Annotated in this window: 13 protein-coding genes; 7 read left to right on the top strand and 6 right to left on the bottom strand. The window is 39.9% G+C overall.

What is annotated here, in order from left to right; translation table 11 throughout:
- The 6 genes from KKC46_14925 to KKC46_14900 form a co-directional block, all read right to left on the bottom strand.
- Window positions 1-168, bottom strand: a 168-nt coding sequence (locus tag KKC46_14925; GenBank protein MBU1055101.1) for a succinate dehydrogenase/fumarate reductase iron-sulfur subunit, incomplete at its 3' end; no start/stop codon positions are given.
- A gap of 136 nt (window positions 169-304) precedes the next feature.
- On the bottom strand, window positions 305-2197 hold the full coding sequence (locus tag KKC46_14920) for an FAD-binding protein (GenBank protein MBU1055100.1): 1893 nt from the start codon (window positions 2195-2197) through the stop codon (window positions 305-307).
- A gap of 68 nt (window positions 2198-2265) precedes the next feature.
- Window positions 2266-4158: an FAD-binding protein gene (locus tag KKC46_14915; GenBank protein MBU1055099.1), complete on the bottom strand. Its 1893-nt coding sequence runs from the start codon at window positions 4156-4158 to the stop codon at window positions 2266-2268.
- 42 nt (window positions 4159-4200) lie between these two features.
- Window positions 4201-4665: a metallophosphatase family protein gene (locus KKC46_14910; protein ID MBU1055098.1), complete on the bottom strand. Its 465-nt coding sequence runs from the start codon at window positions 4663-4665 to the stop codon at window positions 4201-4203.
- Window positions 4666-4939: 274 nt separating this feature from the next.
- A complete protein-coding gene (locus tag KKC46_14905) occupies window positions 4940-7711 on the bottom strand; it encodes a sigma 54-interacting transcriptional regulator (protein ID MBU1055097.1) in 2772 nt (923 codons plus the stop codon).
- A gap of 45 nt (window positions 7712-7756) precedes the next feature.
- The gene (locus KKC46_14900) at window positions 7757-9007 is read right to left on the bottom strand and encodes a mechanosensitive ion channel family protein (protein MBU1055096.1); all 1251 of its coding nucleotides are present in this window, start codon (window positions 9005-9007) and stop codon (window positions 7757-7759) included.
- 316 nt (window positions 9008-9323) lie between these two features.
- Here KKC46_14900 and KKC46_14895 point away from each other — a divergent pair, with 316 nt between their 5' ends.
- The 7 genes from KKC46_14895 (at window position 9324) to KKC46_14865 (ending at window position 19662) form a co-directional block, all read left to right on the top strand.
- Window positions 9324-11441, top strand: coding sequence for a hypothetical protein (locus tag KKC46_14895; protein MBU1055095.1), 2118 nt, complete (start codon window positions 9324-9326; stop codon window positions 11439-11441).
- Between the two features lie 117 nt (window positions 11442-11558).
- Complete coding sequence (locus tag KKC46_14890; GenBank protein MBU1055094.1) at window positions 11559-12338, top strand: methyltransferase domain-containing protein; 780 nt, start codon at window positions 11559-11561, stop codon at window positions 12336-12338.
- A 66-nt stretch (window positions 12339-12404) separates the two neighbouring features.
- On the top strand, window positions 12405-13430 hold the full coding sequence (locus tag KKC46_14885) for an alpha/beta hydrolase fold domain-containing protein (protein MBU1055093.1): 1026 nt from the start codon (window positions 12405-12407) through the stop codon (window positions 13428-13430).
- Window positions 13431-13521: 91 nt separating this feature from the next.
- Window positions 13522-16641, top strand: coding sequence for a DUF1080 domain-containing protein (locus KKC46_14880; GenBank protein ID MBU1055092.1), 3120 nt, complete (start codon window positions 13522-13524; stop codon window positions 16639-16641).
- A 64-nt stretch (window positions 16642-16705) separates the two neighbouring features.
- Window positions 16706-17566 (top strand): hypothetical protein, encoded by an 861-nt coding sequence (locus KKC46_14875; GenBank protein ID MBU1055091.1) that lies wholly within the window; start codon window positions 16706-16708, stop codon window positions 17564-17566.
- A 695-nt stretch (window positions 17567-18261) separates the two neighbouring features.
- Complete coding sequence (locus tag KKC46_14870) at window positions 18262-18699, top strand: VOC family protein (GenBank protein ID MBU1055090.1); 438 nt, start codon at window positions 18262-18264, stop codon at window positions 18697-18699.
- A gap of 93 nt (window positions 18700-18792) precedes the next feature.
- Window positions 18793-19662 (top strand): YkgJ family cysteine cluster protein, encoded by an 870-nt coding sequence (locus KKC46_14865; GenBank protein ID MBU1055089.1) that lies wholly within the window; start codon window positions 18793-18795, stop codon window positions 19660-19662.
- Window positions 19663-19932: the final 270 nt, after the last annotated feature.

Below are 19932 nucleotides of genomic sequence, written 5' to 3'. Positions count from 1 at the left end.
GCATACCCTTCCCCGGCAGGAATAATCAAAGGCAATTGCTTCGTGGTTCTCATGAACATATACTATTATTTCAAGAACCGTTATGTTTTTCTTCCATGGAACATTATAGATTTTGTAATAAGGTTTTGCATCCATTGCCGGGTCGTATTTTAATATCTTTACATTCATCCTTCTTCTCCTTTATATATCCTTCCAGATAATGTTTTGGGCTGCGTTATCAGTCGCCCCACTTCGACAGCGTATCAACTGTACGCTTTACTCAGTGAGGCTCCTTCTGGCCTTGCCAAAAACTTTATCTGAAAGTCTATAGGGCAAATTTATTGTCTATGAATTTTCTTACCTGTTCCGGGGTATAGTCCAGACATACGATCGGTTTTTTCTCAAGCTTCATGTTTCCGTTATCCAGTTTAACGGTAATATTGCAAAGCCAGTTTTCGTTATCTCTTTTGTCAAAATCCGATCTGTAATGCTGCCCCCTTGTTTCGGTTCTCATAAGTGCCGCCCGGCACATGGCTTCAACCACATCAAGCATGTTATAATTTTCAATGGCTTCTTTCCATTCGGTGTTAAAAGTTTTTGTCTTGTTTGAAACTATCATTCGGGGAAGATCTTCTTTTCTTATCCGCTCCAGTTCTTTTATTGACGATTCAAGATCGGGTCCGTTTCGTATTGGTCCCAAAGCCTTGTACGAAGCTCTTTGAATTGCGTGTCTTACAACATGAGGACGAATTGGACTGTTTACCTTTCTGTTGCGGATTTCATGTACTCTTGTAAATTCATTAATAACCGGCTGCCAGTCTATCTTGTTGATCTGTAATTTGTTGATATATTCAAGAGCCTTTATTACAGCAAGTGAGCCACCACTCATATTCATATCGATACCGCCGGTTCTCGCACCTCTCACACCGCCTCCCAATGGACAGTAAAGGCCCGGTATATCGGTTGCCAGATTTTCATCAACTATCGGATGTGCGTTTGACTCGTACCATTCAAGGGAGACTTCAAGAAGTTGTTTCTGAACGTCAAATCCGAATGATTCCTTGTAAGGTTTCACATTACGCCGGTATGTGTCTCTTAATCCGGCTATATGAGCTTCGGAACTGCAATCGACATATACTCCTCCATTGGGACTTCCCTTGCCTTCCATAATTTTTTTAGCAATCTCACGCGCAAACAACCCACGGTTCATATCATCTCTGGTGTAATGTTTCATCCAGTAATCGCCGTTCTTATCGCATATATACGCCCAGTCAAGATCATCGGCGCCGATACCGCCGTTGTAACTTGCCGCAAGACCTTCAGGATATATACTGATCAGGTCATTTGCCATGAATTCACAGTCAGTCAATCTGGCACCATGTCTTAAAGCAATTGCATCAAGATCTCCGGTGTTATCGGGGCTGCCAAGAGAAATAGGACTTACGGTAATCCAGCCATAGTGCCATGTACAGGGGCCTGCGGCGGCAATTGTGGCTTTTGCCCTGAAAACCCGGAATGAGCCTGTAGGTAAATAAATTCCCATGGCTCCGATGCATTTCCCGTCTTGCATGAACAGGTTGGTAATCATGGTTTTGTCAACAACGTTTATTGCATTTCTTTTAACCTCATCTGATTCATGTCTGCTGAATCCATGTTCTACCATTTCCATACCGGGCATTATCGGCACTGTGATAAGCTTTCCCTCTTTGGTCCTGCTGAAAGCTGTTGTTCCACGGTTAGCCACATCAAGTAGCAATTTGTTATTGGGCATATGATTATAAACTGCACTCATTACTTTCTGATTACCTAAACCTTCAGAGTACCAAAGATTGAACTTGTATGCCGTATCTCCGTCTTTCATACTGGCAACATAATTATCCCAATTCATACCGAAACCGCCGCTAAACCCGAATGGTCCTTTGTCAACCATGATTAAATTGACACCTTGCCCGAATGCCTCAATTGCTGCTGATACTGCTGCAAAACCTCCGCCGATTATAAGTACATCGGTATCATATACTTCATAAACCGGCTCCGGTACGGCAACAGACTTGCCGGGAATCGGGATTTCTTTTGCGGCATCTTTTTTGGTAGTATCGCAGCTTGCAAGATTGAGTATGCCCATACCACCTGCCACACCACCTGCCAGTAGTCCCGCATTTTTCAAAAATTCCCTGCGGGATTTTCCGTTATTTTCTGTTTTCTTTTTTGTAGACATGTCAATTACTCCTTTCAGGATTTAAAGTGAATTGCACCTATTGGCGGAGCATATTTACTATTTCTCTTTTAAAGAACGAATTTGTTGTCTATGAATTTTTTTACCTGCTCAGGGTTGTAGTCAAGGCATACTATAGGTTGTTTCTCAAGTTGCATTTTTCCATTTACCAGTTTAACGGTAATGTTGCACAGCCAGTTTTCATTGTCCCTTTTTTCATAATCAGACCGGTAATGTGGACCTCTTGTCTCGGTTCTCATTAGTGCCGCCCGGCACATGGCCTCAACCATATCAATCATATTATAATTTTCTATAGCTTCTTTCCATTCCGTATTAAAAGTTTTTGTCTTGTTTGAAACTATCATTCGGGGAAGATCTTCTTTTCTTATTCGTTCCAGTTCTTTTATTGACAATTCAAGACTTGCCCCGTCACGTATTGGCCCAAGCGCTTTATAAGATGCTCTTTGGATTGCATGCCTTACAACATGAGGACGAACCGGTTTATCTACCATTCTGTTTCTGATTTCATGGACTCTTGCAAATTCATTATTAACCGGGACCCAGTCTATCTTATTGATTTGTACTTTATTAGCATATTCAAGCGCCTTAATTCCTGCAAGTGAACCGGCACTCATACTTAAATCAATGCTGCCGGTTCTCGCACCTCGCGAGCCACCGCCAACAGGGCAGAAAAGACCGGGTATTTCAGTTTCAAGATTTTCGTCAATTATCGGATGTCCATTGGATTCGTACCATTCCAGAGCAACTTCAAGGAGATTCTTTTGAATGTCAAATCCGAATAAATCCTTGTAAGGCTTAACATTACGCCTGTAAAGATTTCTTAGGCCGGCAATCAGAGCATCGGAACGGCAATCAATATACACGCCTCCATTGGGGCTGCCCTTTCCTTCATAAATTTTTTTGGCGATTTCACGCGCAAACAACCCGCGGTGCATTTCTATCCGGGGAATATTTTTCATCCAGTAATCGCCGTTTTTGTCGCATATATAAGTATAGTCAACATCGTCGGCACCGATACCTCCATTATAACTTGCTGCAAGACCTTCAGGATAGATACTGATCAGATCATTTGCCATAAATTCGCAATCCGTTAATCTGGTGCCATGCCTTAATGCAATTGCGTCTAAGTCTCCGGTATTATCAGGACTGTTAACAGAGACAGGCCCAACGGAAACCCATCCATAGTGCCAGGTGCATGGACCTGTAGCGGCAATAGTGGCTTTGGCCCTGAAAACACGAAACGTACCGGTAGGCAAATAAATACCCATGGCGCCAATGCATTTACCGTCTTGTATGAACAGGTCGGTTATCATGGTCTTTTCAACCACGTTTATTGCATACTTTTTAAGCTCATCAGATTCATGCCGGCTGAACCCATGTTCTATAACATCCGCACCGGGTATCATCGGTATTGTTATAAATTTTCCTTCTTTGGTTCTGCCGAAAGCTGTTGTTCCTCTGTTGGCTATATTAAGCAGCAACCGGTTATGGGTATTGTGATTATAGATGGCGCTCATTACCTTCTGATTGCCCAGACCCTCTGAATACCAGAAGTTGAACCTGTAAGTCTTATCTCCGTCTTTTGTACTGGCAACGTAATTATCCCAATTCATCCCGAATCCGCCGCTAAAACCGAATGGGCCCTTATCAACAATCATTGAATCCGCACCTTGAGCAAACACTTCCATTGCTGCCGATATTGCAGCAAAACCTCCACCAATGATAAGCACATCAGTATCATATACTTCATAAACAGGATCGGGGACAGCGACAGTCTTTCCGGGAATCGGGATTTCTTTTGTTGTATCTTGATTTACAGTATCGCAGCTTGCAAGATTGAGTACGCCCATACCCCCAGCCATACCGCCAGCTAATAGCCCCGCATTTTTCAAAAACTCCCTGCGGGATTTTCCTTTCTTCTCTGTTTTTTTCTTTGTCGGCATTTGCATCGCTCCTTTCAAGATTTGAGAGAAACTTTTTTAGCCTCAGAGATCAAACCTGATTATCTCTGGAATAAGCTCTTTTGAATTCACTGTAACTTTTGCAATAGTTACAGGCAGATTTGACCTGCGCGGGCCTGCGCTTCCAGGGTTAAGATAGAATATAGAATCCTGCTGTTTTACTTGTGCTCTGTGGGTATGACCAAAAATCACCATATTAAGATTCGCTACAGCCGGATCAAGATCAAGATCTTCAATCTCATGCAATATATAAAAATAATGGCCGCAAACATCTACGGCTTTTATCAGAGGAAGATCTTGGGTCCACTTTCCCTTATCCGTATTTCCTTTTACTGCATGTACCGGAGCAATCTTGCCAAGCACATGCAGTACTTGTAGATCTCCAATATCACCTGCATGAAATATTATATCACAATCAGCTATGGCCGATAACACCTCAGGCCTTAAAAGACCATGAGTATCAGATAAAATTCCAATTCTGTGTAGCATATATAAGGCTTTCTTTATCAATTTCTTCTTTTCGTATAGAATTAATTATAAGTCTACTCATGTATTTCCTGTTTTCCGGTCTGTGCCACAGCGCCAGCATGATGTAAATTGAGGTTCAATTATTTCACCACATTTTTTGCATTTCCAAGAAAGGCCAAAACAACGATTTAATCTTTTATAAAATACTGTGAGCCACTTGCAAAACGTTTCAGTTTGGCCAAGCCCAACGCAAAGATCGGCCAAAATGGGGCATTTTGAAACTGGCTCCTGTTTCTTAGTTTTCAGGCCTTTGTATATCTAACTTATTCATTCTCGCTCTTAAAGTACTCGGGTGCAGCCCCAAGATAGAGGCCGCTCCATCCTTTCCGTTAATGCGCCACCCGGTATGTGAAAGTATGTTAAGAATTTGCATTCGTTCAACTTCTTCCAGGGTTTGTATGTTTGTTGTGGAAAACAGAGGTGCTGTCTCAGGTTTATCCGCCACTTGCAATATATGCCCCTGGCATAAGATAACTGATCTTTCAATGACACTTTCCAGCTCACGTATATTGCCAGGCCATGTATAATCTTGCAATCTGTTTATTGTCTCTCTAGAAACAGATGAAATCTGTTTCCCGTATTTTTTCGCATATTTTTCAACAAAGGCTATTACCAAAAGAGGTATGTCGTCTTTGCGCTCGCGCAATGGAGGAACGATAATGGGAAATACATTTAGCCGATAAAAAAGATCCTGCCTGAAGCGTCCTTTACGAACCTCTTGTTCAAGATTACGATTTGTTGTTGCAACGATACGCACATCTGCTTTGATAGTGTTGGAAGCGCCAAGACGTTCAAATTGGCCATGCTGGATTGCCCGAAGAAGTTTGGCCTGCATATCAAGAGGAAGTTCGCCTATTTCATCAAGACATAACGTAGAACCATTTGCAATTTCAAACCGTCCGATTTGCCTTTTATCGGCTCCGGTATAAGCCCCTTTTTCTCTGCCGAACAGTTCACTCTCTATAAGATTAGATGGCAGGGCTGCACAATTTACTACTATTATCGGACGATCTTTGCGGGGGCTCATGTTATGAACAGCATTTGAAATAAGTTCTTTACCTGTACCGGTTTCGCCAAGAACAAGAACGGTCATACTTGTTGGAGCAACCTGCTCAACCTGGTAAAGTACTCGTTTTATGCTTTCGCTTTCACCAATTATATCGGAATACTGATATTTTATATTTATCTCATGGCGAAGATAAATGTTTTCGGCTTCCAGTTGCTCTGTCAATTTGTTTATTTCGGAAAGGGCACTACGAAGAGATTTATCTGCCTTGCGGTGCTCCTCTATCTCATGCTCAAGACGCTTGTTCGCAATAAGAAGTTCATTAGTACGCTCCATAACCCTTGATTCAAGCTCACTGTGTGACTTTTGCAAAGCTTTGGACATAAGTTTTCGCTCGGTGATATCGGAAAACATAATCGCAAATTGCCCTTTTTGAGGACTGATAACCCATGTATCAAAATATTTTTTTAATTGGGCAGAATAATTTTCATAAAGAACCGGTTCGCGTGTAACAGCAACTTGCTCATATATATCAAGCCAATACTGTTCTATATTCGGCATAACTTCTTTAATGTTTTTTCCAATAATGCTTTCGGAGTTAATCCCTGTCAGTTTTGTAAACGCCGGATTTACAGAAATAAACCGATAATCTGAAGGTTTACCCAATTCATCAAAAATAATTTCGTGAAGCGCAAACCCCTGGGTAATATTCTCAAACAGTAATCGATATTTCTCCTCACTTTCTTTTAAGGCTTTATCCGCCTGTCTGCGCTCCAGCTCAGCTGAAGCACGAATGGCAACCAATTTCAGAAGCGACTCAGCAAGTTTTGTATCCGTCAGAGATCTGTGCCCAATAACCGAAATCAGGCCGATAGCTTTCCCCTTAGAACTCCATAGAGTTGCCCCCACATAGCTTTCAGCTTTTATCTCCTGAAGTATTATATCATCCGGGAATAAACTGCTTACATTTTTTGGAAAGCAGCATATTGCCTTGCCCACCACGTCATTGCATGGCGTGCCTTTAAGGGAATAAGATATATTATCATCATAATTTCCATTGGAATACACAGCCAAGGTGTTTGCCGACAGGCCGTCTTCCGATAAGCGGCTAATGAAAACATAATCCATTGTGAGTGTTTCTGCGAGATAACATGCCAGCGATTCGAAGAAATCTTCGCCTGTTGCCGGCAAGCCGCACTGCAACAAAAATATCTGGGCATTCTCAATTTGCTTGCGTTCGGTAACATCCTGAACAATACCAACTGAACGGATTGCCTGCCCGGAAATATCATAATCGGTTCGGCAAATCTCATACAGCCACTTGATCCGCCCGTCTTTCATCAATAGACGGTGTTCTACTTCATACCGGGATTTTTTTCTAACCGATTCGGCATAAGCCTTATTAACATATTCACGGTCATCAGGATGGACAACATCCAAAAAAGTTTCGTAGGATATTTCAAATTTATTTGGATCTATTTCAAAGATCTCAAAAACAGTATCAGACCATTCCAGATGGTTGTTTAGAAGGTTTAGTTTCCATCTGCCCATTCGTGCAATACTTTGAGCCTCTCCCAGATTTAATGCATACTCCCGAAGAGTATTTTCCGCCTTCTTGTGCTCGGTAATATCGAGCCCATAAACATTTATGTAATCAGTATCCTGTATAGGTGCAAATGTAAGAGAAAATACACGCCCTTCACATTCAACCACAGTATATTTAATCAATTTGGACCCGGAAACATCAATACTTAATTTGCGCCAATAATCAGGCAAAGAAGTACCTGGTTTACACTTCCACAGATCCAACAAAGGTTTGGCAGAATTATTGGCATACAGCACAATACCGTTACTTGTAATTCTTAGCACGGGATTTGGATTTTCACTGGGAAATTTTGAGAGGCTCTCAATCTGTTTTTCCACCTGATTGCGCTTAAGAACCTCTTTTTCTAATTCCTCAATCCTTTGCTCTAATTCTATATAGGTTGGTTTTATTAACATTTTTATTAAATGAAAAAATTGAAGTGTTTGTAAAAAATATATGTGTTACACGCTCTTTTTTAATTCTCTCAAATCAATTCCTGCCGGGCTCTGAAATACTCTAAGATCAAACTCAGGAACTATAGCAAGTATATGATCAAAAATATCAGATTGGATAGCTTCGTAGTTCGCCCATGCCTTATCTTTGCAGAAAACATATATTTCAATTGGCACTCCGCACTTTGTGGGAGTCATCTGCCGGATAATGAAAGTCATTTCCTGATTTACCATAGGATGGTTCTTTAAATAAGCAACCACATAAGCACGGAAAGTTCCAATATTGGTTAATTGTCTTTTGTTTGCTGTACCGGAATCCTCAAGATTATGCAATTTATTGTATTCAGCCAATTCTTCCTTTTTATGTTCCATATATTCTGTAATATATCTTATTTGGGAAAATCGGTCCACCATTTCGACCGTGCAGAATTTTATAGTATTTAAATCAATACAAACCTCTCTTTTAATTCTGCGTCCACCCGATTGCTGCATTCCGCGCCAGTTTTTAAATGATTCGCTGATAAGAGCATAGGTAGGAATTGTGGTTACTGTTTTATCCCAGTTTTGCACTTTTACGGTTGTTAAAGCAACCTCCAGGACTGCGCCATCAGCACCGTATTTGGGCATTTCAATCCAGTCCCCATGCGCCAGCATTTTATTGGCCGAAAGTTGTATCCCGGCCACAAAGCCAAGGATTACATCCTTAAAGACCAAGAGAAGGATGGCCATAAACGCGCCCATACCACTTATGAAGTAAATAGGTGTTTTACTGAATACTATGGAAATAACTAAAATAACAGCTATAAAATACAGTACAATTTTCAGGCTCTGAATAAAACTTTTTATAGGAACTTCTTTGGAAACCTCTGTTGAACTGTATATATCAAGTATGGCATTTAAGAATGAATCAAGAACCATAATACTGATAACAATCAAATAAATATACACGGAATTTATACATATAGCTATGAGTCGCTCATTGCCCTCAAATGCCAGAGGCAGCATAAGATATATAATAGCAGCTGGAGCAAAATGAGATAGCTTTTCAAATACTTTGCGTTTATGGAAAATGTCGTCCCACTGACTTTTGGTGCGGGCAATTATGCGGTCTACAACATTTATAATAATCCGCTTGGCAATAATATTTGCTATGATACTGAAAATGATTGCAAGAACTACTAAAATACTTCTTGTTAATAAACCCGCATTCTCAAGATTTACCCCATGAGAGACCAATAATTCATTAATAAATTCTGTCATAATAAACCTATAAGATTCAAGTTAAGTGGTTTAAATCCTGAGTATCTGACCCTGATAATATCGGCATAATTAACTTCTATTAAATACAGCCACATATGTCAAGTATCCTCTGCGCAAACATCCATAATAACCTCCTGCCAACATGGACGTCTATCAAAGATACCAAAAAAAGTTTAATATTTAATCAATCTGTAGGCTATCTGTAAGTAATTATGTATTAAGTAATACTGGTGTAAGCGGCAAAAAAAAGCTAAGTAACTCATGAATTACATGTCAATATCTTCAACCATTAAATTCACAATTTATGGAGGCAAGCATGAAAACGAGTAAATTCGCCCGTAAAACCGGCAAAGTATTTATTCCAAGTGCAAAAAAATTCACTCCCAATCAGAAACCAATTCAACCGGACATCATTGATAGAAATAATTTATCGGTCAATGAACTGGTTAATCCGCAAACTTTACATCCATACAAGTTTTGTCATACAAATCTTAAACAAGGATGTTATTCCATCTCAATAACAACAAGTTCTATGACTTTTTTAAACCGGGGATGGCGTGGCACGATTCGTGTGGAAAAGGCAGATGACGGAATCTGTATTTCGGGTGACCTGTATAAAGTTAAGCGATATATGGTTATGAGTAAAAAAGTCCTTGTCGGTACACAAGAGTATAAATTGGTAAAACCAGAACTAAGAAATATCGAGCTTCTCTATGAAAACAGATTATTTTCGGAATATCCGGTTTTTAAAAAGAAGATACCTGTTTATTCCAGGCGCAGTTATTATGCTTACCTTTTAGGAACATCGACACAGCTATATGCTATATCACACAATAATAATCCATGTTCTTTCAACCTTGATTTTGATCTGTACGAATTTGATCATGATGACACCGGTTATGAAGGCACATTCCCAAATGCCCCTACAAAGGCAATCCGGCTTGTTCTTCAACACACAGAAATTGATAATCGCTATACCGGAAAAATGTTCGAAGGCGAAACTGAACTCGGCACGGTAACTATGGAATGGGTTTCAAGCTATTTTCGAAAGGCTTATTTGGACATCCACACCCTGCAAGGAGCACAACCACCTCAAGGTGTTGATGATCCGGATAGTACTGACACAGAAACTTTCAGGACCATTTTTGCTACCGCAGGTTGGGACTTGTCTGCTGCATACAAAACACCTGATATTACTATTCCGGCCAGCCTTGCCGGTATCCAGGATTCTGATGATTGCTGGAATCGCGAAAATTCCCATGAATTACTTGAAACAGTGTCGACTTACGATCCAGCAATTTTAGATAAAAAATGGAAAGTACATCTCATAGCCATTGAAGGAAGGCTTGGATGCAGCCGGGGAAGAATGTTTGATAATGAAATTGATGCTGCAGACATAGGCGATGTTAATAATGTAGCACGTGAAGGCGCAGTTACTTACAGCCATGATGGTTACAATAACGCAAGTTTTGGTGACAATGAAAATGATCTGCAAAAAGATACGCCGCGGGCATTTATTCGTAGTGCCGCCCATGAAGTTGGACATGCGTTTAATATGATCCATCAACATGACGAAGCCGTTAACGATAATTCTATAATGACAGTATCACCAGGTGTAGCGGGTGTATTAAATGCTGACGGACTTGATTTTCCGGAAGATATAGATCTTTCTTTTAACGCACTTTGCCGTCATCACCTCATTCATCGCCCTGATCCATGGGTGCGCCCCGGTGCGCTCGAATTCACCGGAAATTTAGTCGGCACTCCCGAAGCTGATGATGTTTATTTTTATGATCCATCACAACTAAAGATGGAGCTTACCCTTTCTGGTAAAAATATAAAACTTGGAGAAATACTTAAAATTTCCTGGAAAGTTACCAATACATCAAAGAATCCCATTGATTTTCCTGAGCGAGTAACCGACAGTTCCTTTACTGCCCGCGTCAGTATTACCTATCCCGACGGCTCGATAAGATTTGTTCGTCCGGCAGATGTGAATGCCGACATTGATAATCCGCTTATACCGTTAAACTCCGGCCAATCCCGCACATCAGAAACAACATTATTTTGGAATAAAAAAGGTTTTGCCTTTACCAATCCGGGAAAACATATCATTGAAGTAAATATTCTGTGGGCTGATGAAGGGTACCATTCATGCGTTAATGCATCTGAAGATCTCTGGGTAGATTATCCGGTAACTACCCATGAAAATGAAGCCGCCTCAATTATCCTTCATAAAGATGTCGGACGGTATGTTGCACTAAAAGGCAGAAAGCCTATCAAAGAGGCGATACAACGAATCGAAAAAGTAATCTCCAACTATAAAACACACCCTGCAAGCGGGGCGCTTAAAGATATTCCCGGACACCGCTATTCGCTAATCAAGCTGCCGGCAAAAATGAAAGTAATTAAGCCAGTATCAAAAAAACAATAAATATAGTTTATGCGTTGTTGGGTGAATGCTAAAAGATAGTAGCTGACAAACAGATGCATTCTAATGCGTCACAGAAGTGATGATTATGTGTGATCATTTATCATAAAGGGAAGTTTAATGAACGACTGGAATCCAAACTTGTATATGCAATTTAGATCAGAAAGAACCCAGCCCTCAATTGATTTGATCTCTAAAATTATTTCAGTTGAACCAAAATCAATTATTGATGTCGGTTGTGGACCAGGGAACAGTACGCAAGTTTTGGTTAATCGCTGGCCAAAGGCCAAAATAACTGGCTTAGATAATTCATCAGCAATGATACAAAAGGCTAAGCATGATTATCCGAATCAAGAATGGATTGTAACAGATGCTTTAACTTACGAGTCTGAAATCAAATATGATATTGTTTTTTCAAATGCAGCGATTCAATGGATACCAAATCACGAAAACTTGCTGAAAAAGTTTCATGGATCACTCAAAGATGAAGGTTTACTTGCAATTCAAATCCCGCTTTTTTGGGACATGCCACTGGGAAAGGTTATCAATGAAACAGCCAATGATATCCGCTGGAAGGATCAAATGGAGGGCATTGCAGATCTTTTCACAATTCATAATTATTCATTTTATTACGATCATCTATCCAGCCTATTCAATTCAATAGATATTTGGGAGACAAACTATCTTCATATACTGGATAGCCATATAGCAATAATAGAAATGATGAGAAGCACAGGCATGAAACCTTATTTAGAAAAGTTAGATAATGATTTGGACATAAATCAATTTGAAAAAAAAGTTTTAATAGGAATTAAAAAAGCGTATCCAAAACAAAAAAACGGTAAAGTCTTATTGCCATTCAAGAGATTGTTTTTCATAGGATACAAATCACAAGGCTAATCAGCCGACGCCAAAAGCCGCGCGACTGATTAGCAACGACACTATCAGTGCTGGAAAGATTTCAGAATGAATTTCGATGGAACTAATCTTAAAAGAATCTGTTTGACCATGGCGGCGTGGTCTACTGTTTTCATTGCAATTACATTAACGGGTTGTTCCGGCTCTTCCGGTAATGCCATAAGTACTAAAGTGGGGCTATATAGTAGGAACATCGCAGTTGATTCAGTAACAAGAAAATATGCTTATTACGTGCCGGATGAGTTAGGCGACGGGTCACATCCATTGGTCGTTGAGTTACATGGCGGTGGTGTTTACATTGAAGATATGACAGGAGAAAGCGGCCATAAAACACCTTATAAACTATGGATGGATATTGCTGATAGAGAGAAATTTATTGTAGTTTATCCCGAGGGATTAAATGGTACATACAAAAAACCAACTTGGAATGATTGTCGTGAAAATGCAATAGTATCTTCAGATGCAGATGACGTCCATTTCATTTCCGCATTAATAGATGAAATATCATCGTCATACAACATTGATCCCAACAGAATTTATGTTTCCGGCACATCGAATGGCGGGATAATGGCCTTAAGGCTCGCAATAGAATTATCAGACAGAATTGCAGCTGTTGCTGCAACGGTAGCTGCAATGCCGGATGTTTCGTCATGCGCATCACCTGTTGAACCTATTTCTGTTTTGTTTATGAATGGTACAAATGACAATAATTTACCATATGATGGTGGTACGATTGGAAATCCACCCAACCCTGATCACGGCACTGTATATTCAACGGATGTTTCGGTAAATATATGGACAACTGTTAATGAAACCGATACGAGCCCAACGATCTATAGTTTTCCGGATATAGACACAGAAGATGGTGGAATTGTCACAAAATATACATATTCAAACGGTATTAACGGAACTGAAGTTATATTATATAATGTTTTAGGTGGGGGGCATTCTGCCCCGAGCATTGTTGAACAATATTCTGCATTGTTTGAGCTATATTTCAACAAGCAAAACCACGATATTGAGATGACAACGGAAGTTTGGAATTTTTTTAAGAATAATACATTAAATTATTGATTACTACACACAACGAAGGTGTTATTTCCAGATGCAATATGTAATGAATTAACTTTTGATGCAATTATTTTAACGACAGGAGGGCAATACAATGTACAAGCAAATACTAGTCACCTTTATTGGGATTCTGCTTCTAACTTGTTCTATCCCTGCATTCGCACAGGAAGTTCTTTACACCGAAGATTTTGAATCTGGAGCGACCGAAGGTTGGGAATTAGAGCCAGGCTGGAGAATGGAACAAAAGGAAGGTAATTTTGTCCTCAACGGAGAAGGACATAATTGGGCAAGGCTGCAAAGAGGTCAGGACTGGGCCGATTATACCTTCCGATCTCGCATTAAGGTTATCAGAGGAGGAATTCATCTAAATTATCGCGTTAGCGAGAAGGGAAGATACTTTATTGGTTTCAGTGAGGAGGGACTCTATCTGAACAAGGAGACGCCTTGGGGAAAATTCTTTGAACTCGCCAAAAGCGATGCGCGCATTGGTATTAACACTTGGCATGACATCGAGATCCGGGGCAAGGGTGGGCATCTTCAAGTCTATTTAGATGGAAAGCTGGAAATAGATTTTACTGACAATGCTCCTATCACACAGGGCAGTATCGCTTTTGAAACTCTCGAAGAATCTTATGCCCAGATAGATAATGTTGAAAGCGCTAGTATTTCTACCGCCATTTCCGAAACAGATGGTGCAATTAATTTGGATTTGATAAACATAGGAGAGCTGTGGATAGAAGGTTTGAAGCTTGCTGTTGGTGAGCAGGCCCAAGAGTTATTTTCATCTGCCGAAGATGTTTATCATAAAGCTATTTTACAGATAGAAAAAGGGGCAGTAGATGAAGCTGAACACCTTGTAAAGGAGGCTGAATCTATCTATCGCGAGGCAATCATAATAGGGTTGCGGCAGGGACTGTTAGAGATAACGGAAAAGAACTTAAAGGAGGGCAATACAAATATTACTCTTGATAATCTTGAAAAATCAAGACAGTTATATAAACAAGCAAGCGACAGAAATATAAGCACAAAAGAGTTTTTGAAGTTGATTAAAAAAATACAATGGGAACTTGCCAGTATGACATATCCGGATTTAACAGTCGAATTATGGAGTGTACCTGAAAGTCAGAAGAAATTAAGCCATAAAAAATGGATTTCTCCTTATCCTCCCACACCGGATCAACCTGCAATCATTTCTATAATTGTTAAAAATATCGGATTAGAGCCTGTTGATAAAAAATTTAACATTGAACTTTATGTAGATAAAAAATTAGAAAAGACCTGGACATGGTCACCTATCTTAGAAATGGAGGATGACTATCATAAAAAGAACCTGATGATGCCCGGTGAAACACAGGTATATGAATTTGCCAAAAAGTTTTCAGCGGGAAAACATACCTTCCATTGGAAAGTAGACACGAAAAACAATATTTCTGAAAGCGATGAAAGTAAAAAAAGCAATGAGTTGGAAGCAACAGCAATTTGGGTTGCCCCATCTGACCTCCCGGATTTGATCGTCAAAGATATCACTCATGCTGATGAACTGATTGTTGGACAAGACACTAAATGGAAAATCACAATTAAAAACAACGGGAAAACGGATGTCGATTCTCCTTTCTTAACTACTTTGGATACAGGTGGCGTACAGTTTGGATCATTTTGGCTAAACTCCCTTGCCGCAGGCGCTTCAAAAACCTTTGAGACAACACAGTCCTCCAGCATAGCCGGTACAGAGTCTATAACAGGAACCGTTGATGTTGGCGGTGTTATACCCGAGACAAATGAGGCTAATAACAAGAAAGTAATCCCGTTTACTACATCATACGTGGACTTAGAAGTGGGTACTGTTCTTGTGAAAACAAATAAATCCGCTATCCATGAGCCTGTAACGATTTCGTTTCAAATAAAAAACAATGGTCTCGGAAATGTTACCAAACCTTTTAAAATAGGGGTCTTTCCAGGCAAAGTGGTGCAAGGCAAGACTCAAGCAACTTCGTTTACATTCCCTAAAAATAAGCTACCATTGAAGGCTGGAGCATCAATCGATCTCGAACATAAAGTTACTTTGTCCTATCCCGGAAATTACCAAGCTTGGGTTATGGCAGATTTCCCTGATCCGGATTTCGTTTATAATGAAAAAGAAAAGGCCAATAATACAAAAACCAGCAAGGGCTTTTCTTTAAAGGAAACTTATTATGTTAAAATTGATAAGATTAAATATACTTCCTCATGTAAAAACGGATTTGAGGTATGGCTGGACCGTTCAGGTGGATATTGGAAAGGAGATGTAGTATTACAGCTTTTCTATAACGGTAAGTTGAAAAGTGAAAAGGCCTTACTTCCAGATGAAAGCAAAGCATACTTTAAGGAAAATACTTTTGATGTAGGTTTTGCCGATAATAAAGAGCTTAAAATATACAACGGGACCTTAGAGACCCATGCAAAGGTGGGTGGCCAACTTATACAATCAAGCTCACCTGCAAAAGTAATTGATGTATGGGATTGGCCCCAACCCAAAATCAATTCTATTTCTCCTGATTATGCATTGCGGGGGCAAAAGAATAATATAACCATTAATGGAAAGGATCTTACAACGCCAAAGGGTTTGACCAATGTTACTATTGCGCATATGCAACCAGGAGCTTTATCTCCGGACAATGAAGTAACAGAAAAAGTATTAAAAACATCCTCCTCAGTTGTAGTAACTGAATTAGATGTTTCTAATAGTGTGCAACTCGGCAAGAGAGGCCTTTGGATAGATGCTTGTTCATATGCAGATTGCAGAGATTGCTTTGAGATAGTATCACAACCACCTTCTCCAACAAAACCATCAGAGCCTAAAAAGCCGCCCGTATGCAATAAACCCGATCTTTATATTCTTGGTTCTGTTTGGCTTGAACCAACCAACAACCCGTCTCCGGGTCAAAAATTTACATTCTATTGTACCTTGATGAACATAGGTAATGCATTAGCGCCAGCCTCTAAAGCAAAAGTTATATTAACCGGTGGAGGAAAAGAACTGCAATCAAAAATCATAACCATTCCCAAGTTAAAGGCTAAACAGCCGTATAAAGTTAGCTGGGCCTTTAATAACGGTCTCCCAAAAGGTAAATATACTTTTAATTATTATAAAATTACAATAACTCTTGATTATAATAAAGCTATTCAAGAATGTAATGAAAACAATTGGACTGACATCTCTTTCGGTGTTTATTAACTAAACCTTGATTCGGAGATATACTGGTCAGTACATTACCTTGTATCTTTCACAGAATAAAACAATGAAACAAACTAAATTAAAAGATATAGCAATTAAATACTGTGTAGAAGATTTGCCTGAGTCATTAAAACCGGGGACATCTCTTGGCATTGTAATTAGTCGTATAGAGCTTGCTCCAGATTTTATACCTGAAGCGACAAAATCATATTTAAGAAAATCAAAATTAGATAGCCTGCTGAAATATGCTTGTAAACAAATATCTTTTAACGAGTTTTCAGTAGTTGCCAAATCAGAACAGAATGAACGTAAATTAGCAGCAGAAAAAGCAGAGCACGGGTCAAGGCTTAATCAAGACGAAATAGCATGGCTCATGATTTCTCGCGAAGGGTTATATTTTGGCTATTATACTGAAAAGGTGCGTGAAAAATATCACAGAATTGAAGCTGAGTATTTTTCAAATAAATTTCAAAGCAGTAATAACCCTTGGGATGCAATTAACGCAAGTAGTCATTTTCGTAAATGTAATCAAGCAAAAAAGGCAGACTCAGTTTTAATCAATATTAACAATTCTGAGTTAAAATCTAAAAAAATTGAGTCAGCTTTCCACACAACATATGGTGGCGTTAAAAGGGATTTAGAGAATTTTAAAGATGCTATTAATCATGGCAACAAAGCTCATCTTCTGACTCCACATAATTTCCGACCATGCACCTTACTAGGTGCAGTCAATATTGAAATTGGAAATTATGATGAAGGTCAATCATGCTATCGAAAGGCTGTTGAACGGGGCGCTACTCAAAAGTCAGTAGATGATGATCTTCGCAGCATCTTTATGCGAGCTGAAAAATCAAAGCGTAAGGAATTAGGAATTTACCTTTATAACAACGACTCTGAACGTTACGGCTGGGTCAAAAATATATAAATTAAAATTTGGTACAACAAATCGAGAGAAGAATTTAGAAATCTTGATTTGGGATTTAAATAAGAAAACCTGTATCAGGTGAGTTTAATCAGGGTTTGACACAATTTACTCTTTAAGCCGGAAGTAATTTGTAACGGTTACGAAGCTAACCTGATCAAATAGTTTGCAGGAAGAAACTACCGGCAAACTGGAATAGAGGCAATCACAAACTCATTGCTGTGGCAGTAGATAACTCAGGACAAACAACGACAGTTAAAAGAGCTTTTCAGGTAAAATAGCTGATTCACGATATAAATTTTATTGATTTAGTTTAAGCAAAGTGTTAGCCAAGTTTTTAAATTTATGTTCATTGGACAAGCTGTTCTATTTTTATATTTTATACAGGAATAAGTAATCCCTTTTCTTGATTTGTTTTTTCACTCTCTCTAATACCGGGTTACTTACAAAGAGATAGCAAGGCGGCAAGGCGTTTTTCCCTTAGGCGTATATGTATACGCCGAGGACAGAACCGACAAAGCCAAAGCAGCTATAATTTGAATGAGACTCGGTATAAAAGATTTAACATGACCGGATACAAAAAAACCCCGATCTTCAGATCATTGAAGTACGGGGCTTTTGTTTTTTAAATATCACAAATTATCAATTTTTTTTAGTAACAGTACAATAACTTGTTATGAGCTAAAAAGGTGAGAATAATGAAAATTTCAAGAGTAACAATTTTAACGCTTGGCGTAGGGGATTTAGGCAAAGCTACAGACTTTTATAAAGCTGTACTTGGTACACCTCCCAAAATATCGGATGAGATTACTTTTATTGAGCTGCCCGGCACCTGGATTGCCCTCTATCCTTTTGAAAAACTCGCAGAAGATATTTCGCCCGATGTTGCTGTAACTCGTAGCGGGTTTAATGGAGTCACACTTGCTCACAACGCCCGTAGCAAGGATGAGGTTTTTGAAATTATAAGACGTGCGGAAACGGCTGGTGCCAGTATTATTAAAGAACCGCAAGATACTTTCTGGGGCGGCTTCAGTGGATACTTCTCTGATCTTGATGGTTATTACTGGGAAGTAGCTTGGGGGCCAATGTTTGAGTTCACAGAGAATGGTGAAATGAAATTCAAAGGAAACTCTTAACCCCAAAGGATTGAGAAGATCCTGACAAGGTCGTTCTCAATCAGATGTTCTTGCGAGAATTTGAACAAATAAAATACAGAAGGAAAACCTACAATGTCGGTCGTGACCAAACTCTCCCTTACTGATAATCTGCCACTTACCTGTTCACGTTCAGGCATCTGCTGTCATGGCAAAACTGTCAGGCTGAACCCGTCGGAACTAGCGTGTCTGGCTAAAGCAAAAGGACTGACCCCGAGGACGTTTCGTGATCGTTACTGCGATTTTGGTGGCATCCAATTGCGTTTTGATGGTGCACCCGGCTGGAAACAGCAGCCGGCGTGCAGCCAGTACGTATCTGGCTTTGGATGCAGCGTGCATTTGGGGCGCCCGCTGGCCTGCCGGTTATATCCTCTTGGCCGCCAAAGGCAGGGCGAGAAACTGCACTACATTTACCAAGGGAGTGATTTGCCCTGTATGGAAGGGTGTCCGGAAGTTTTAGATTTACCTCAATTGAGTGTCGCCGCCTACATTGAAGGACAGGCCACAAAGCGCTTCGAAGTTGCTCAGGATGAATATCTCGAACTGATGCAAAATTTAGCTGATATCGCTTTCGCCCTTCTGCTGGAAAGTGGTTTGGCCGAATCGGGTGACCGGAAGACATTGCGTCTTTGGCGAGAGATGGGTAGTGAAGAGCCCGAGCAATTGCAGAACCGGCTTGATCCGGAGTGGCTCGACCTGCTGATGCTCCCTGAGTTAACGGATGGCTTAAATGATCCCATAGCTTTTTCTCGCCAGCATCACGATCTACTTCTATTGAATGCTCAAGAATCATTTAGCACACTGGACAATCTCACCGATTGCTGCAAGGCATCAGAATTATTGATGGGACTGGCGCTGCACCTTGGCCGTGGTCTGGGCGCAAATCCTACCGAACTGGCCGAACACTGGATCAAGACTGCAAAAGAACATGGGGCGCTTGACTAGCGGCATCCGGACGGGGAACCAATAGAGGCAGTCACAAACTCATTGCTGTGGCAGTAGATAACTCAGGACAAACAGCGACAGTGAAAAGAGCTTTTCAGGTCAAATAGCTGATTCACGATAGAAATTTTATTGATTTAGTTTAAGCAAAGTGTTAGCCAAGTTTTTATATTGTTGCTCATTATACAATTTGTGTTGTTTTGGCATTTTCTGGAAAAAATAATCTATTATCTCATTTTATTATTTATAGGATGAGACTTTTGAAAAATGTTC

This window comes from Pseudomonadota bacterium, from assembly GCA_018817425.1.
Classification (GTDB): Bacteria; Desulfobacterota; Desulfobacteria; order Desulfobacterales; family RPRI01; genus RPRI01.
This window is presented reverse-complemented; position numbering and strand designations above follow the sequence as displayed.

What these genes read in the sequence shown, in the direction of transcription:
- KKC46_14900 (MBU1055096.1), bottom strand. Translation starts at nt 9,007, where the DNA reads ATGACAGAATTTATTAATGAATTATTGGTCTCTCATGGGGTAAATCTT.
- KKC46_14905 (MBU1055097.1), bottom strand. Translation starts at nt 7,711, where the DNA reads ATGTTAATAAAACCAACCTATATAGAATTAGAGCAAAGGATTGAGGAA.
- KKC46_14875 (MBU1055091.1), top strand. Translation starts at nt 16,706, where the DNA reads ATGAAACAAACTAAATTAAAAGATATAGCAATTAAATACTGTGTAGAA.
- KKC46_14865 (MBU1055089.1), top strand. Translation starts at nt 18,793, where the DNA reads ATGTCGGTCGTGACCAAACTCTCCCTTACTGATAATCTGCCACTTACC.
- KKC46_14890 (MBU1055094.1), top strand. Translation starts at nt 11,559, where the DNA reads ATGAACGACTGGAATCCAAACTTGTATATGCAATTTAGATCAGAAAGA.
- KKC46_14920 (MBU1055100.1), bottom strand. Translation starts at nt 2,197, where the DNA reads ATGTCTACAAAAAAGAAAACAGAAAATAACGGAAAATCCCGCAGGGAA.
- KKC46_14915 (MBU1055099.1), bottom strand. Translation starts at nt 4,158, where the DNA reads ATGCCGACAAAGAAAAAAACAGAGAAGAAAGGAAAATCCCGCAGGGAG.
- KKC46_14880 (MBU1055092.1), top strand. Translation starts at nt 13,522, where the DNA reads ATGTACAAGCAAATACTAGTCACCTTTATTGGGATTCTGCTTCTAACT.
- KKC46_14910 (MBU1055098.1), bottom strand. Translation starts at nt 4,665, where the DNA reads ATGCTACACAGAATTGGAATTTTATCTGATACTCATGGTCTTTTAAGG.
- KKC46_14895 (MBU1055095.1), top strand. Translation starts at nt 9,324, where the DNA reads ATGAAAACGAGTAAATTCGCCCGTAAAACCGGCAAAGTATTTATTCCA.
- KKC46_14885 (MBU1055093.1), top strand. Translation starts at nt 12,405, where the DNA reads ATGAATTTCGATGGAACTAATCTTAAAAGAATCTGTTTGACCATGGCG.
- KKC46_14870 (MBU1055090.1), top strand. Translation starts at nt 18,262, where the DNA reads ATGAAAATTTCAAGAGTAACAATTTTAACGCTTGGCGTAGGGGATTTA.